The organism is Rhodopirellula sp. UBA1907 (assembly GCF_002337565.1).
GTDB classification, from domain to species: Bacteria; Planctomycetota; Planctomycetia; order Pirellulales; family Pirellulaceae; genus Rhodopirellula; species Rhodopirellula europaea.
In genome coordinates this window covers 42,307-60,950 of the sequence record NZ_DDGH01000001.1, presented here as the reverse complement: position 1 = coordinate 60,950, position 18,644 = coordinate 42,307, and the positions used below count along the sequence as shown (strand labels likewise).

At 55.9% G+C, this 18,644-nt stretch carries 1 protein-coding gene; it reads left to right on the top strand.

The window, feature by feature from the left end; all coding sequences use genetic code 11:
* Positions 1-200: 200 nt before the first annotated feature.
* Positions 201-18,602, top strand: coding sequence for a tandem-95 repeat protein (locus B2R17_RS00090; RefSeq protein ID WP_339887702.1), 18,402 nt, complete (start codon positions 201-203; stop codon positions 18,600-18,602).
* The last annotated feature ends 42 nt before the right edge of the window (positions 18,603-18,644 follow it).

Below are 18,644 nucleotides of genomic sequence, written 5' to 3'. Positions count from 1 at the left end.
ATTGGCCGCAATTCCGCGGTCCGTTGAAGCTCCGAGATTCACAACAAGTTCGGCGGATTGGGTTGGAAATTGGCTGTTTCGGAAGCCAACCAAGACCCAATCTCTGGTCTGCCTAGAAGGTTCGGTCTATGACCTCGCGTCAGCGAAACACAGTGTCTCCGTCCACGGAAAATGCCTCCACCCGCGATCGTGCGCCATCGGTGCCAGCTCGTCGTCGGTCCAAGACGTCCAAACGCGGAGGCGCAAGTCGCCAACAGCGTCGACGTCACTTGGTCGAGACGCTCGAAGCTCGGCAGTTGCTGGCTGGGCCACAACTCATTGGGGTTCAACCCAATGAGGGCGACCTGATCGACGATGGTGCCGTCCGCCAAACCGCCCCTCGCGTGTTGACGTTCCGTTTCGACGAGAACCAACAGATCGACCCAACCACGCTGGGCGGCGTTGAGATCAGTCGCGCCGGTGGCGATGGCGACTTCAACGAAAAGATCGTGATCGAACCGGGTTCGATCACGTTGGGCGATCCCAACGAAAACGAGATCATTGTTCGCTTTGCCGAAAACCTGCCGGACGATGACTACCAAATCAAACTGTTTGGTTACGACAATCCCGATGAAGACATCGTCGGCATTCGCAACTTGAACGGGGAACTGTTCGTTCCAAACGAAGCCGGTGAGCGTGTCCAAACAATCGACTTCGATTTGGACCTGGGTGCACTGATTGAATCGGTCGTGCCGCAACCGGTTGTTCGCAATGCTGATGGCAGCCTGACGCAGAACCGCAACGAAATCGTTGTTTACTTCAACGAAGATCCGTTGTTCGTCGAAAACGATGCCAACGGCAATCCAACCACACGATCGGCCGAAAACCCTCGTTTCTATCAGTTGCTGCTGACCCAAGACACGGTCCGCACCACCGACGATGTCGTTTATCAACCCGCCAAGGTTGTTTACGACCAAGAAACCTTCACGGCTCGTTTGTTCTTCGACACGGACGACATCAACGATCTGAAGTTCGAGCAAGCTGTCCTGACTGCTCAGGACGCATCGCAACTGGCACAGCTCGAGGCCGCCTTGGTCGCCGGAACGCCTTCGGTGGCCGAAGCCGAAGCCAACTTGGCCGCCTTCAAAGATTCATTCGCTGTTCCCGTTGGTGGCGGCACGTTCCGACTGCGTATTGGCAATGCCATCAGCAGCTCGGCTGAACTGCAGCTGCAACCTGCTGAAGTCATTCCTCGTCCGTTCACCAGCGTTGCTCTGGACAACAGCGGCAGCGAGTTCTTGATTCGATCGTTGTTGCTCGGCGAAGACCAACCCGAACGAGCCGTGACGTTTGTCAATTCCGCCGCGGGTGGATTGGCAGTCAGCTTGGACGCCAATGGCCGCGTCGTGGTCGACTTTGGTGGATCCACACCGACGGTCAACGATTTGCGAGTCGCCGTGGCAAGCACGCCATCCGTCGCCGGCTTGGTTGAAGTGGACCCCAACAGCTTTGGTTCACTGGCGTTGCCATTGAGCTTGACCAACAAAAGCGATTTCAATTTGGTCGGTTTGGGCGGCACGCTGACAACCTCGTACAACCTTGGCGAACTCGGTTCGACGGGTGAACTGTCGAGCGTTTTGATTCGCGAATCCATCTCGCCGATGCCGTTTGACTTGGATCTTCCCGGTGGGAATGACGATCCCGGACACCGTCAGGTCGACACCGCCTTCCAAGGCCACCTCAACCCGTTGTTCGGTGCTGACTCCGTCGATGGCATCACCGAGATTGCCTACAACTTCGAGTCCAACGTCGCATCGACCGGCGGCACATCGTTCAGCAACCAAATCACCGAACGCCAACGTCAACGCGTTCGCGAAGTGTTGGACCTATGGTCCGCAAAAATCGGTGTGCAGTTCCGCGAAACGGTTTCGGAAGGCATCACGTTCGCCGTCGGCGACAACGCTCGTTTGGCGAGCTCGGTCAGCTTCAACGTGATCAACGCGAATGTTCGTGTTGACGAAACGTTTGCTGATCCAGCGATCGTCTTCAGCAACCAAGTCACATTCGGCACAGCTTACGGCGAAGACTTCACTCGCAAAGCAGCCGCCGGCGTCGGTTTGTTGCTCGGATTGGAGTTCGCACCTGAATTGCCACCAGAGACATTGCTCAGCGGTTCGTTCGCATTCTTGAACGACACAATCAATCCAGAAACCGAAGCCGACCTGAAGGATCTGGAACCAGTCTTCCCGGGCAACGCAGATGTGTTGCACGGCCAGTACCTGTATCAACCTGACAGTGTTGATATCGACATGTACCGTTTTGAGGTCAACCTCAACGATGCCGATCGATTGGGAACGTTGACCGTCGAAACTTTCGCAGAACGCCTGGCTCAATCCAGCTTGCTCGACACGACGTTGACGTTGTTCCAGGAAGTCCCCGCATCGGCAACTTCCGACTTCGACTTGGGTCCATCGTTGTCGGTTGAGTTCTTGGCCATCGCGGCTGGTGCCGAAGGCAATCAAACTCGAATCGAATTCGTTCAAAGCGACCGCGCCGCCAACGATGATGCAGTCCGTGTGCTGCGTCGAACCGGTGATGACGGCCAATTGTTGGACAACGTCATCCTGCTGGACGTTCCCCGTCGCAGCAGCGTGGGTGAAGTTCCGGTGTCCGCATTGATCGATGCAATCAACAACGACTCGTTTGCTTCATCGCTGGTTCAAGCTCGCTTGGTCGAAGGTAGCGACACAACCGACATTTCACGACCGAATGAAGTCCTGGACTTCTCGCCGATCAGTCTCGCTGGCGGTGGTTTGGAACAGCTCAGCCGCAACGACGACTACTTCAGTGAAGACTCGTTCCTAACCGCATCCTTGGGAGCGGGAACCTATTACATCGGTGTCGCCGCAAGCGGAAACGATGAATACAACCCATTGATTCCTGAAAGTGGTTTCGGCGGGCGAACACAAGGTGAATACGAACTTCTCGTCAAGTTCGACCCCAACGTCGATGAAGTCAATGTGCTTCGCGACATGGACCTCGAAGGCAACAATGCCGGCGATCGAATTGGTGTTCCCGGAACGCCACTCGATGGTGACGGTGACGGAGCCGCTGGCGGTTTATACCAGTTCTGGTTCCAGACTCGTCCTGAAGAACGAATCTTGGAATTCGAACTGACCGGCAACTCGATCACGCCTCACCAAACGATTGAGGTCATCAGTGGAACGGGTGCTCGTCGAGTTTATGAATTTGTGCCGATCGGACAAAGCTCGACCGTCCCAGGCAGCGTCGTGGTTCAGTACAACGCCACCGTCGGTGCGGGTTCCCCCGCAGCGGGCTTGGCGAACGAATTGGCGACCTCCATCAATCTTTTGACGGGTGTCACCGGCGTATCGGCCGAGGTAATCGGATCGGGTGAATTGGTCCAGTTGTCGGGCGAACGTTCCGTCGAAACGTCCACCAACTTCCGCGGCATGACCATTCATGGTCGTACGATTTTCGTCGATAAGATGGGTGCGGCTCAGGCCGACGGCAGCATCGATTCGCCGATCAACAACATCGCCAGCGACGATGTGCTCAGCGCGTTTTCGGTCGCTCGATTTGGTGACCAAGTTCGCATCGTTGGCAACGGTGGCATCGATGGCGACATCGAAACCGAAGCGGACAACTTCAGCTATCAATTCGGCATCACCGAAACCGGTGGCCAAGTGCTGGAAGACGGCCGCAACATGGAAGTCCCGCAAGGCGTGACAGCTGTCATTGACGCGGGTGCCGCACTGAAATTCCGCAGCGCTCGTATTGGCGTCGGCAGTAGCAGCTTGCAAGTCGACCGCAGCGGATCATTGCTGCAAGTCTTGGGCACACCTCGATTGGTTGAATTGTCGACCGACAATGACGTCAACGATCCGGCCTTCGATCCCACAACAACTCTGTTGACGCACGTTTCCGATGCGACCTCGGCGTATGACAACGGCAGCGTGATCCTGACCAGTATGCGGGACCGTGGTGTGGATGTCGCTGCGGCTGGCATCGCTCCGGCAGCGGGCCCTGGCGACTGGGGCGGAATCGTCTTCCGCAGTGACTTTGATGCGGTTCAAGGTCGAAGTTCGCTGGAAGACGAAGGCATCTTCGTCGACCGTGTGAACCATGCCGAAATTCGCTTTGGCGGTGGCAGCAACTTGCTGATCGATTCGGTTCAGCAGTTGGTCAATCCGATCACCATGATCGGTCGACGTCCTACGATTTCGTTCAACGACATCACTCGAAGTGCTGATGCTGCGATCAGCGCTTCACCGGACACCTTCGAAGAAACCACTTTCCAAGGTCCTAAGTTCCAAGTCGCTGGACGTTTCATCGCGGATTACGACCGCGTTGGACCGGACATCTATTCGAACCAATTGATTGATAACAGCATCAACGGTTTGTTCATTCGTGTTCAAACCACCGCGAACCAACCACCTCGTGAGTTGACCGTTGCCGGTCGATTCGACGACATCGATGTGGTTCACTACTTGGCTGAAAACCTGTCGATCGTCGGTACCCCCGGCGGTAGCATCGAAGACGGCATCCGTCCCGATTTGACCAGCTCGGCCGGCAACGTGAATCTCGGCGGCAACTTGGAGCAAGGCACCTACAACTATCGCATGACGTTCGTCGACGTGTTCGGCTTTGAGTCAGCGGCTAGCGATCCGAGTGGCGATTTTGCGGTTCCGTCGACATTGAGTGGATCGTCGATTGAACTTCGCAACCTGCCCGCCATCGGCGGCGTCAGCAACTTCGTCGCCCGTCGTTTGTATCGCAGCATCCCGGGCACGAACGACTACGTCTTCGTCGCTCAGCTGGATGCGACACGTCAAACCTTCGTTGACACTGGCGAACAAACTGCTGCCAACAGCACACTGCTCGATCCAGATCTGGATGGCGTTCGCGGTCGTTTGGACGCTTCGCTTACCATCGATCCCGGTCTGATTGTCAAGCTGAACGGAGCACGCATCGAGCTTGGCCACGGCACTCAGTTGTTGGCCGAAGGTACGGCACAACGCCCGGTCATCTTCACCAGCTTGCTGGACGATCGCTTTGGTGCTGGTGGAACGTTTGATACCAGCAACGACGCGGCGACTGGCACGGTGTTCGATCCCGATCGCGGCGATTGGTCAGGTATCTACGCGGGTCCAAACTCGCATATCAGTCTTGATTCAGCGACGATCGCTTATGCCGGTGGCGTGAGCTTGATTCCCGGTGGTGAAAGCCGCGGCTTCGTTCCATTGCAGCTGCAACAGGCTTCGGCGCGTGTCGTGAACTCGCGGTTCGAATTCAACGACGATGGGCAAGATGGTGCGGGCGATGTCGGTCGATTCGGCCGCCCAGGCGTTACGCCTTCGACGATTCACGTTCGTGGCAGCCAGCCGATCATTGTTGGCAACGATTTCGTCGATAACCGCGGAAGTATCATCGACATCGACAGCAACTCGATGACAGCCGAACGCATCATCGATCTTGGTCGCCAAACCGGTACAGTCGATAACTTCTCCGAACTGGACGACAACTACGGCCCATTGATTCGCGAAAACCGCTACGAAGTGGTTGCCAATGCAGCGGCGGGTGAACGCCAGCTAAGCGGCTTGGAAATTCGCGGTGGCCAACTGACAACCGAAAGCATCTGGGACGATACCGATATCGTTCACATGATCTTCGACAGCATCGAAGTCGGAAACCTTCACTCCACTGGCGGACTGCGCCTGTTCAGTCGTGCGGAAGAAAGCTTGGTCGTCAAGCTTTCCGGAAGCGGCACTGCATTCAGCCCAACAAGCGGAACCGGATTGACCGCGACGGGAACGATCGGCGACATCGACGATCGCATTGGCGGTACGGTCCAAATCATCGGTATGCCTGGATCACCAGTGGTCTTGACCAGCCTTGCGGACGATACCGTCGGTGCGGGTCTTATGCCAGATGGCACGGCGTTCTTGGACACCAATGGTGATTCCTTCGCGAGCCGTCCCGACACCAATGATTGGCGAAGCATTCTTTTCGACGAGAATTCGAATTACACAAACATCGAATTCATCCTGGAACGCGAACTGAAGTCGGAAATCAGCCCAGGCCTGAATGGCTCGGTTGTCACCGCTCAAGCTTTGGGAACCCTTGCTCCGAACGAGTTGTTCAGTGACGAACAGAATCGCTTGGGCTTCGAAGTGGAAGGTTTCCTTTCGCAAAGCAACGATGTCGACACCTATGCATTCACGGGCGAAGCAGGAACTCAGATTTGGGTCGACCTCGACCACACATCGTTCACGCTGGACACCGTGTTGGAAATCCTTGATCCCGACGGAAACGTTATCGCTCGCAGCGACAACTCCTTCGACGAAGTCAATGGCGACGCAGAAGTGGCCATCCTCGACCCAAGTGCTGAAGGCTTGGCCGGATCGCTTCAAGCGAATTCGAACTTCGATGGATTCATGGACTACGACACGGTCAATCCACGTGATGCCGGTCTACGAATCACGCTGCCAGGACCTATTGGCAACTCGTCGAATTACTTCATCCGAGTTCGCAGTGCGGCAGTCAATCCAGACGACGCCGAAGGCGGCCTGACCCGTGGTGGCTATCGCTTCCAAGTTCGCTTGCGTGAAGAGCAAGAGTTCAGCGGCAGCATGGTTCGCTTCGCAGACATTCGATATGCGAACAACGGTATTCACGTCCGCGGTGCCATGGCGAATTCGCCACTTTTGGGTGAAGCACAAGAGAACGAGCAGTTTGGCAACACGTCCAGCAACGACATCGCGGTATCCGATCTAGATACGCCTGGCCAACGGGCACAGTACCTCGGCAACACCTTGGAAAGTCGCAACGGCGTGCTCAGCGTCGGCGGCTCATTGGACACCGTCGCAGACATTGACCACTACCAAATCGATGTGCTTGGATCACAAGGTGCGGTCAGTCGTGACACGTTGATTTTCGACATCGACTATGCCGATGGCTTCAATCGTCCCGACACCATGCTGTCGATCTTCTATGATCCCGATGGCGAAACTGGCGATGCTCAACCACGATTGGTTGCGATTGGCAACGACAGCAACATCCTGGAAGACCAATCCATCCAGGGTGACTCGCCAATTGATTTGTTGCAGCGAGGAAGCATTGACAACGGGGACGCTTACATCGGTCCTCTCGCGATGCCAGGTGGAGACGGAACGTATTACGTGGCCGTCACGGGCGAAGGAACGACACCGGATGTTTTGTCCGATCCATTGGTCCGTTTGGAACCAATTGATTCCATCTTGCGAATCGTTGACGACCAAATCGCCAACAGCATTCAAACGACAGCGGATGCACCAGTCGAACCATTCTTCATCGACACGAGTGTGTTGCCATTCGGTTGGGCAACGACGCTCAACCGCGCACGTGACGTTGGACACAACTCCAAGCAAACCTTCAATGGTTCGCGAAACGTGGATTTGTTCCCCGACAGTCTTCAGTTCGAGTCAGAATCCAACAACTCGCTGCTGACTGCTGACAACCTGGAAGCCAACCTAGGCTGGAGCCTGAACGACGACCCCAACGTCGGGAACTTCTTCGGAACAAACACCTCGCAGCAGATCCCGCACACCAAGGTGCTCGGAACCACGATCAACGAAGTGGTTGATGTGTTTCAGTTCGTTGTCCCGGTCGATGGCTCGCGTGTCATCTTGGACATCGACAATGGCTTCATTCCATTTGCCTATGACGCCAACCCAGGCTTCGGTGGCATCGATATCGATCCGGACATCGAAGATTTCGAAAGCGACAGCGTCGATTTGAAACTGCAGTTGCTGGATGCCTTCGGCACCGTGATTGCGACGAATTCATTTGCGCCAACCAGCTATGGTGCCTTGGGAAGCACAAGCGATCCATTGAGTCTGTTCAGCGAAGACCCTTACATCGAAACGTTCTTGCAAGCGGGCGTTTACTACGTGGCGGTCTCACCAGAAGCGACCGCCTACGACCCAGCGAACCAAGTGTTCTCGCTGGACGTTGCCGATCGCCCACAGCAGGGCACCTATGAACTCAACGTTTCGGTTGAAGACCATGTCACCAGTGGTGGCGATCCGAACAATCAATCGTTGTACTTCGATCGCTCTGAGATCCGGGGCGATCTGGACAGTGTGGCGTTTGACTTGTCGGGTTACAGCGACGCCGACCAACCTTACCTGTACTTCGACTATCTGCTGAGCGACATCGGGGATGACGAAGTTCGCGTCATCGCTCGAAGTGACCAACAGGGCGAGACCGTTTTGGCTGGTAATGCTGCGGGCATCGCTGGCACCAATGGGTCGCTTTTGCAACAAGACGCTTTGGAAAACTGGTATCAGGCTCGATTGGACCTCGGACAATTCGCGGGTGACTCCAACGTTATCATCCGCTTCGAATACGACACCGACCTGGCTGCCGGAACCGGCCCAGTCTTCGGCGGAGAAGGTCTGTACCTCGATAACTTCATCGTTGGCTTCGCGGAGCGTGGCGAGTTGGTTGTGGGTGCTGCATCAGGCCGCATTGGATTCACCGGACAATCACAGTCTGTCCTTGGCGAATACCAACTCGAAATCCGTCCTGGTCAGGAATACACAACAACGACTTCGGCAACAACTCAGACTCCGACAGCCACGTTCGACACAAACGAGCGAATGGCCCGGACGATGACGATCGTTGCACCTCACCCGTCGCAATTGAGCGACGGGGACACCTTCACCATGTCGGACAACGTCCGCAGCGTGACGTTTGAATTCAACAGTTCCGGTTCGGTTCTGGCTGGTAACATTCCAATCAATCTTGTTGGCGTGACCACCCAAATCGAAGTGGCTGAACGGATCCGAACGGCGTTCAACCTTCCAGCCGTTCAGGCACTGATTCCGATCCAAGCAACGGATTCATCAGGTGACACTACCGGTGGAAACAACGACATCCGGATCAATTTGTCCGCGGCTGTGGTTGGTGACTTCTACAAGGTCGACAGTGTTGCCGATGTACCAGACGCGGCCGATCCAATCGTACCGACAGGAACGCCATTCCGCTTGCCAGCGATTTACACCGAGTTCATTGGCGATCAAAACGTTCAGCGTCGACAAGACCAAGTCTTCATCGACTCGAACAAAATTAGCGATGTGCATGCCATCGGTATTTGGAGCGAGCCTGGCGATCGTGGTGTCGACCCTCAAGACATCAAGACTCGCTCGCAATTTGCTTTGGATCTGGGGAACTTCTTCGGATTCAACAATGACGATTTCTTCGCAGGAGAAGAAAATCCTTATCTGCAACAACCGCCGATTGGCAACACGACACCAGGTGGTGTTCGCAATCTGCCGACGTTGAACAACTCCGTCATCGGTGGTTTGGCTCCTTCGGTCACGATCGTAAACAACACGATCGACAGTGCTGGCTACTCCGCAATCAAGGTGGATGGCGAAACGCGCCCATGGCAAATCGATTCGTTCTTCAGCGGTGACTTCCTCGGTGACATAGGCTTCGGCGACTTCATCGCAGATGGTTTGACGATGACCATCGACGCCGCAGGCACGCGAGTCACCTTCGAATTCGAAGACATCGGCGGTGGCGTCGTGACAGGCGGCGGTAGCGGTGTGATTGGTGGTGACGGATACGTCGATGGCCACGTGCCAATCTACATTCGCCACACGGGTCAACTCTACAACCCGCCAACGATTCCTCAGGCGGCACGCCGTGACTACGCTTACACCCGTAACGAAGCGATGATGGCAATCTACCAAGCCATCCAGGGCAGCATCTTGATGACCAATGACATGGTTCAATTGGTTCATCCAACAATTGGGCCATCCATCCAGTTCGGCGATGAATTGGAAGAGAATCGCTACCTCAGCGACATCTCGTTCCCAACCGCAACGGTGTTCTTGGAAGGTGTAACCGGCATCTATTTCGACACTTCGTTCGCCAAAGGCGGTGGAAACCCATTCGTTGCCAGCCCAGCGGCCGTCGCGGAAGCTCCACAACCTTTCTCGCGAATCGTCAACAACACGATTTACGGTCAGGATGGAACTGAGTCGCAGTTCTCACAGGCCGCGATCATCGACGGTGTCGATGGAGACGACACCATCAGCGGTGCTCGTGACACGAAGGTTGGTCAAGCCCACAACGGTGCCTACATCACCAACGGAACGATTGGCAACGGCAACTCCTTGTTGACCGCTCAGCAAGACGTTGACTTCTATGAAGTCGAACTTCGTGCGGGCGATCGCTTGACGGTCGACATCGACACGCTGGCAGCCGCCTTGGACATTCCTGAAGGCCCCGATTTGGTCCTGCGATTGTTCGACTCAAACGGCGTTGAAGTGGCATCCAATGATGCCGCCGCAGCTCCGTCTTATCTCGAAACGGCAAGTGATCCAACGCAGGAAGACACCTTTGTCGACACAGGTATCGATCCGGTCGACACTGCCGACGATACCCAGCCAAACCTTCGTGCGGTCGACCCATTCCTGGACTTCACCGCGACGGCCAAAGGCACCTACTATGTTGCCGTTTCATTGCAATCGAACGGCGAATACGACCCGAACGCATTGTCTGGCCGGGCTAAAAGCTCTGACACGACCGGTGACTACACCATCGCAATCGAAGCTTATGCGGCTCGCGATTTCGTGCTGAGCATCGACGACCAAAACCTGGCCCGAAACACAGGCAACTTGGGATCGACCGGCGATGATTTGATCGGCACCTCGATCGTGATCACACAGATTCCTGATCGTCAGGACGGATTCGTTGCTCCGAACAGCACCAACTCGATGCGGTTCTTGTTCACCGACGGTGTCGGTGGCATCCGCACAAACGACAACGGTGAAACGGTTGTCAACGTTCCGTTGCAATCAGGTGATGGTTTCCGCACACCGGAAATCATGTCCGCTCTGCAAAACGCAATCAATGGAGCCGGAGTTGTTGACAACCCGACATTGACCAGCCCACCATTGCCCAACAACGAGTTCGACAACGGTCCTGATGACGATGACATTGGTGCCGTCGCAGGCCCGATCACCCGGGTCGAAGCACTCGCCCTCGGCGGACTTGCCGGAAGCGCAGCCGGACTGGACCGTTTCGACTTCCCAATTCCGTTCCCGTTCGGGACCGGCAGTGACTTCCAGTATGGGTTCGGCCACGATCGAACGAGCGAAGTTGACAGTCTCGGATTTGCCGGCACCACGACGTCAGGCCTAGGGACGACTGAACTTTACCTGCTGATCAAGAACGCGGCAAAGGTCGAGATTATTCCGCCAGAAGGTGGCACAACTCCATTGCGAATGGATCCTCAACCAGGCGTTGAGATGGACCAACTGCTACCTGAAACTGGCGTGATGTTGACCGGAGGTAGCAGTGCGACCTTGATCAACAATGTGTTGGCGAACTTGAATCAAAGCATCGTGGTCGAAGAAACCCAATTCCGAGGTTTCAGTCACCCAACCGACCCAGATGAACACATCAAGCCATCCGAAGTGGTTGTCACGAACAACTTGTTCCAACACGATCAACCACAAACGACGGTGTTCCGTCAGAACATCAACAGCGTCAACAATGGCGGTGTTGGCCTGACGACCGATGCTCGCACCGGTCCTAGCAGCGTCAACGGCGGCACCGATGACTTCAACATCACGTTGGGCAACAACGATGTGCTGTTCGTCAACGCCGATGGCGACAATTTCATCCCAGCGTTGTTCTCACTGGCGATTGACAGTGGTGCCAGCTCGGTGGTCGAACGTGACGCGTTTGGTGGTGTGAAAGAAAGCGTCGGTCTGGGCACCAGCAACATCCTCGCACCAAACCGCGATGGAAACGGCGTGCTGCGTGCGGATAACGATCTGGCCGCTCCTCCATCTGGGGTCGGCGGAAGCTTGTTCATCGACCGTGGTGCAAACGAACTGGCCGACTTCAACGGCCCAGTCGCTACATTGCAGGATCCGCTCGACAACGATGCCGAAGGTCGCGACGGCGATCGCTCCGACAGCTTCCTGCGATTGACCGGCGGTAACCAACAGAAATTCACCATCCAACTGCGTGACACAGGTGACTCGTCCAATCCATTCTCCGGGATCGGAATTGACGATGACACCGTCGTGGTGGCTGCGATCAACGGCTTGCGTCCCGTGGGCGCCAATGTCGCCGTCTTTGAAAATGAGAAGTTGTTGACTGAAGGTATCGACTACACCTTCGATTACGACAAAACAAGCAACCTGATCACGCTGACACCGCTGGCCGGTGTTTGGCGAGAAGGGAATGCTTACAGCATCTCATTGAACAACCGTGACCGCAGCGTCATCGTTGCTCCTGATCCAAGCGAAGTGCGTGACGGACAACAAGTCAGCATCACTGACTCAGACGGAGGCACGGTCGTCTTCGAATTTGAGTCTGGCTATCAACTGTTCTTGCCTGAAACGTTGACGCTGGTCGTTCCGGAAGTCGGCATTGATGCCGGCGGCCTCAGCGATGGCGACTCGTTCCGTATCGGCGATGGCGAAAACGACACCTTGGTGTTCGAATTCGATCGCGATGGAACCGTTTTGGGCGATGCGACTCCGATCATCCTTCCCGATTCCCAAGTCGATACACCGGAAGGTCGTCAAGAAGTCCGTGAGCGAATCGCTCGCGACATCGAAACGGCGATCAACACGGCACTCGCAGCCAATCCAAACTTCGAAGTCGAAGTCGTGGTTGATGGCGATCGAGTCATCCTCGGTGCTCCCGCGGGATACACCGTTGACACCTCGGCGGGTGGAATGGAACAGGATGCCCGTACGCTGGCATTGCAAGCACCTCGTGCCGGAACCGCCTTTGGTGGCGTTCAGGTCGGTGACACATTCATCGTCAGCAATGGCAATGTGACTCGTACCTTCGAATTCACCGAAGACGGAACACTCAGCGATCCGTCCTTCGTTCCAGTCGTGATCACGGTCGCTCCAAACGAGTTGACCTCCATCGAATTGGCTCAGGTAATCGCGGACACATTGTCTAACTCGGCACTCGAATTGGTTCCGACTGTCGTCGATGATGCGGTCTACCTGAATTTGCCTTCGGCTGGTTTCGTCAACATCAGTGCGGGCCAACTGACCGCCATCGGACTCAGCCGTCCGATTAGCGACGGCGACATCATTCGCGTGACTGAAAGCCCCGCGACGGTTTCAACGTCGATTGAGTTGGGAACCGCCTATCCAGCCGGCTTGGCCGTTTCTGACTTCGGTGCAACTCTGGACAACAGTGTCTTCGTTCTACAAACGAGTGCTGGCGATCGAGTTCGAGTTCAAATCGACGCCTCCGAAAACGATTTGATCCCGACGCCAGGCAGCTTCGCTCTGGACATCACCGAAACGGTCACCGACGACGTCGGAAACGAAACCTTGGTTCTCGTTTCGCGAGATGAGTTTGCTCGCCGACTCGCCGGCCTGCTCCGCAACGCCGGACTGAATGGCGATCCAGTCGCTCAAGATCAGTTTGTATTCCTGAACTTGCCAACCGGCGTGACGGCGACGTTCCAAGCCGATTATGGCGGGTTGTCGTTGAGCGAAACTTCCGAGTTTGAAGTTCGACGCACGTTGGAATTCGACTTGGTCACGCAGGATGAGAACGGACAGGACACCTTTGACGGTGTTGAGCCTGGCCACTTCCGCATGCCATTCCGCTTGACCGACACTGCCAGCGATTTGGCTGATGCGGTCCGAAATGCACTGAACAACTCTGCCGATTTGATCAACGGATTGGCCCCGGGTTCGCGAGTGGTCGCTCCCGGTCAGGTACAGGTTGAGTCCAACGAGACGGTCAACGTCAACGGACAAGACATCATTCCTCAACCGGCCATCATCACGGTCACCGCCGGAAGTTCACTCGAGGTTCGTGGCGAACCCGGTGTGACGGAAAGCAGCACGGTTCAGGTCTTCGGACCATTGTTGCTGACGATGCCAACCCTAGGCGGATTCAGCATCACCAACGGCAGTGCGTTGATCCTGCGAGACGACGCGGGCAACGACGTTGTGCTGCAATTCGTCTTGCCGACGGGTCTGAACAACGTCACCGCTGTGCCGGGTGCGATCTTCGTGCCTTACGACTCGAACCAAAACGGTGCGACGTTGGCAGCGAACGTGGCCGCGGCCATCAATGCCTCGCCTGCTGACATGACCGCCACGGTCAACGCGAACAATCAAATTTCGCTGGGACGTATCGATCGCGATCGCGTTGACAACAACGGTTTGCCGGGTCTGCTCGTTCCGGGCACTCCAGGCATCTCGGTCGACCGCGGTATCGTGGCCGATGGAGAAGTGTTGCGATTGCGTCAGGGCGACGTTGACATCTCGTTCGAGTTTGAACTCAGCGATGGTGGTGGCGGAGTTCGTGCGGGCAACATCCCTGTGACGTTCAACTCCAGCAGCTCGATCGGTGAGATCGCTCAAAGCTTGGCAGCAACGATCAGCAACAATCGCGGTGGTTTGCGATTCGCTGTGGATCCCGCAACGGGTCAAGAGTTGATGCCAGTGGCCGACGTGGAAGCTGGAACCGTTCGCCTGAACGATTTGCCGGGCACGCAGGTCGACATCTCGGGCTCGACCACACTCAATGTGGTTGGTGTTCCTGGTGGAGCGATCGCGATCCCGATCTCGCCGGACAACAACTCCGAAGACGTCAAACGAAGCATTCTTCGAGCCTTGCAAGGAGTCAATCAACCGGGGCAACCCGAGACGACCACGTTGCAAGCCGAAAACCGCGGTGGTTCGACCTTGTTTGTCGAGAACGCTTCAATCATCGATGGTCCGGTCAGCAACTACTACTTGCCCGCCATCAAGGATCTGGCTGGCAACCCATTGGCACCGAACCGAGAAGATCGCTCGACCCAGTTCACTATCTTGATGCCCGGCATCGGACTGGACTTTGGCGACGCACCCGATCCGGTCGCCGGTATTCCAGGTCGTTACCCAACGACTTTGGCTCAAGATGGTGCTCGCCACGTAATTGGTGGTGCAAACAATCCTGTCTTGGGAAGCCGCGTTGACGCGGAAGTGGACGCTTTGGCTGTCCGCACTGCCGACGGTGACGACTTGACCATCGATGTGTCTCCGCTGACACCAGCGGGCGGCCCATTGCCTGCGACGCTGTTCTCCAACACCATCGTTAATGGCGACGTTCGCATCGCAGTGAACCCATCGGACTTCTCTTCGCTGAACCTGTTCGATGGCGAAACGATCACGTTGACGGTCGGCGGTGTCGAAGCAACGTTGGAATTCGACGTTGACGGACGCTTCGAGGAAGACAACTTCGCAATCTCGATCGATGCCCTCGATGAGAATGGTAATGTCGACAACGCGTTGATCAATGAAGAAGACATCGCGGCAGCAATCGTCCGAGCCATTGATCAAAGCCCTCTTCGTCCTGCAGAACGCTCGATCTTGCAAGAGAACGGGGTGTTCGTTGTGAACTTCACCGGCAACGACGAAGACGGTGTGAACTTCTCCAGTGCGACCAACCCTGGCGGAATCATCAACCCAGGCGTGATCACACCAATTGAAGTCACCGCTTCGCCAGGCAGCGTGCTGCAGGCGTGGATCGACTTCAACGCCGATGGCGACTGGGATGACGCTGGCGAGTATGTCTTGCAAGACGTTCAGTTCGAAAGCAACCCAGAGACTCCTGGGCAAATCACTCGTCAGTTCGTGATTCAGTTCCCCGACACGGCTCCAGCCCCAACGGCCGGTGTGAGTGCGACTTACGCTCGATTCCGAGTTTCAACCGAAGGCGGATTGTCGCCGAGTGGTTTGGCTCTGTCCGGTGAAGTCGAAGACTACTTGGTGACGTTGTTGCCAGGTTTGCCACCAACCGTGGATGACGCCGCAGCGAACCGCAACTACACCGTTGCCGAAGGTGCGACGTTGCAAGCGATCGATGCGTCGGGAACATTGACGCCTTCCATCGCCAACGACAATGGTCTGCTCAGTGCAGTGGTCGAGCCTGATGGGCAAGACGTCGCAATCTTCGCCGACGACATTGGGTCAAAGACGATCTACGACGTCAACGATGCAACGCGTGTTGCGGGCGTGGTGAACATCGCCGTCGACGGAACATTCACCTTCGATGCCGATGCGGACTTCTCTGGACAAGCGACCTTTGTTGTGCGTGCAACGGATGTCGCGCCCGGCAACCCTGATGGACAACTTGTCAGCTCGCGAGCGATCACGGCGACCATCACGGTCACTCCGGTCAACGATGCACCGACCTTGCAACCTGGTGTTCAACCAAGCGATGTCTTCACGACGGAAACAATCCTGGAAGACAACGTTGTCAGCCAGGAAGATCAAACTTCGCTTGGTCCAGTGGTCTTCTCCGCTGCTGATCTGATCGATCCGTACTTTGTCGCAGGCCCTGGTTCGGAACCGAACGAACAAGAGTTGTTCTTCCAGTTCGCTGGCACCGGTTCATCCGCGTTCCAAACGACGCAGGGCGGAACGTTGGCCATCACCAACAACGGCCGAACGATTCAGTACACGCCTCCGCAAGACTACAGCGGAGCCACACCTGACTCGTTCATCTACCGAGTCGCGGATCGTGAGGCACCGGGCCAAAACGCGATTGTCAGCGCAACCGCCGCCACGGTTGGTCGCGTTAACATCGTGATCACTCCGATCAACGACAATCCTCGTTTGGTGGACGACACATACAGCACCAACGAAGACACTCCGCTGACCATCAATGTTGATGGTGCCGACGGCATCTTGAACAATGACACCGCTGGTCCAATTGACGAGCAGAACGACGGCCAGCAGATCTTCCTCGTGCCCGGTCAGTTCCAACGTGTTGTCAACGGTCAAGTGATCAACAACCGCTTCACCGAGGCCGGTGGCACGGTTCGATTGGACGGCAACCAATTGATTTACACGCCACGTTCGCAGTTCAGCGGCACGGATCGATTCACCTATCAAGTTCAGGACTCCGAAGGTGGTGTCTCGACTGCGACGGTGACAATCAACGTTGGCAGCGTCAACAATCAACCTGAATTCATCGGTATCAATGGCGTTCAAGGTGAAACGACTCTGCGATTCGATGAACGCAAGCAGGCGGGCGAAGGTGTCAACTTTGACCTGAACGCTTGGTTCCGTGATCCAGATGGCGACACGATGACCTATGAGGTATCGGCGACGGGTGGAACATCCGTGATCAACCCAACGATCTTGGGCAACGAACTGAACATTGATTTTGTTCCGTTCCAAAACGGCGACAGCATCCCAGTGTTGCTCACCGCTCGCGATCCTTCCGGATTGACGACCAGTCAAACGATTTTGGTCACGGTCACTGGATCGCCAGACGCTCCTGTGGTTCAAGGCAGCTTGAATCCGTTGCAGATCATCGAAGACAACGTCGCAGTCGAAGACCTGACGCAAGTCTTCTTCGATCCGGATGGTGACACGCTGACCTACACGGTCACACGTCTCGGATCGATCGTGAATCCGACCGCGGCCCAAATCGCTGCTCATCCTTTGGTTCAGTCGATTGAGTTCTTCGGCGACTCGATGCGTATCACACCGAAGCCAAACCAATCTGGCCAGGTGACGATCGGACTTTCAGCACGTGACGCACAATTCCAGGCAACTCATCAGTTTGAATTGCAAGTCTTGGCTGCCGAAGACGCACCAACCGGTGTGGAAGATGCCTACGCGGTATCGCTGGGTGGCCGTCTTGAAATCAACGACCCTGCCTTGGGACTATTGCGAAACGACTTCGACCCGGATCTGAACTCGACATTGCAGATCGCATCGGGCTCGGTCACGCAACCGACATACGGAACGATTTCGCTCAGCGGAAACAACGACGGAACGTTCATCTACACGTTCAACCCTGAGTCCAGCTCGCTGAATCCGTTGCCAACTGGCGACAGCTTCACCTATCGCGTGCAAGACAATACGGGTCGACTGAGTCCACCGGTGACGGTGACGATTACCTTTGGGCAATCGGCCTACCAGAACCCATCGGACCGATTCGATGTGACCGCGGATGGATTTGTCACGGCGATCGACGCGCTCAGAATCATCAACTTGCTCAACCGCGACGACCTTCGTGATCCAAATGATCCGAATGCTGAATTGACGATCGATCGCATTCCGACTTCACCACCGGATTACTACGACGTCAATGGTGATGGTCGCGTTTCCGCCTTGGATGCGTTGCAGGTGATCAACGAGCTGAACACTCGTTCGGTCAGCGGTGCAGGCGGTGAACCATTGCTCGGTGACAACACAACGATTGTTTCGGGATCGATGGATTCCGCATCTGCCGGACGATTTGGCTCCACCCAAGCTGTTGCGTCTCCAGCGGCCACAACCGCGACGGCGGCCAACGCGGTACCAATATCCTCGGCCATCACCAGTTCCCGAACCCCGGCCGGTGAATCGACTGTCTCTGCGGAAGCGTCGTTGGACAATTTGCTCTCGGTTGGCTTCGACATCCAGTCGACTCAATCGCAACGCAACGAATTGTTGGCCAACGCACTGGCGGACGACTTAGAATCGTCATTGTCCGATTTAGGCACCGGATTGGATGGCGCGATTGACTCCGCCTTGGTTGATCTTTTCTCAGATGAAACTGATCGCAACTAGAATTTGCTGACCTGAGGGGCCCGAAAACGGGCCCCTTCATTG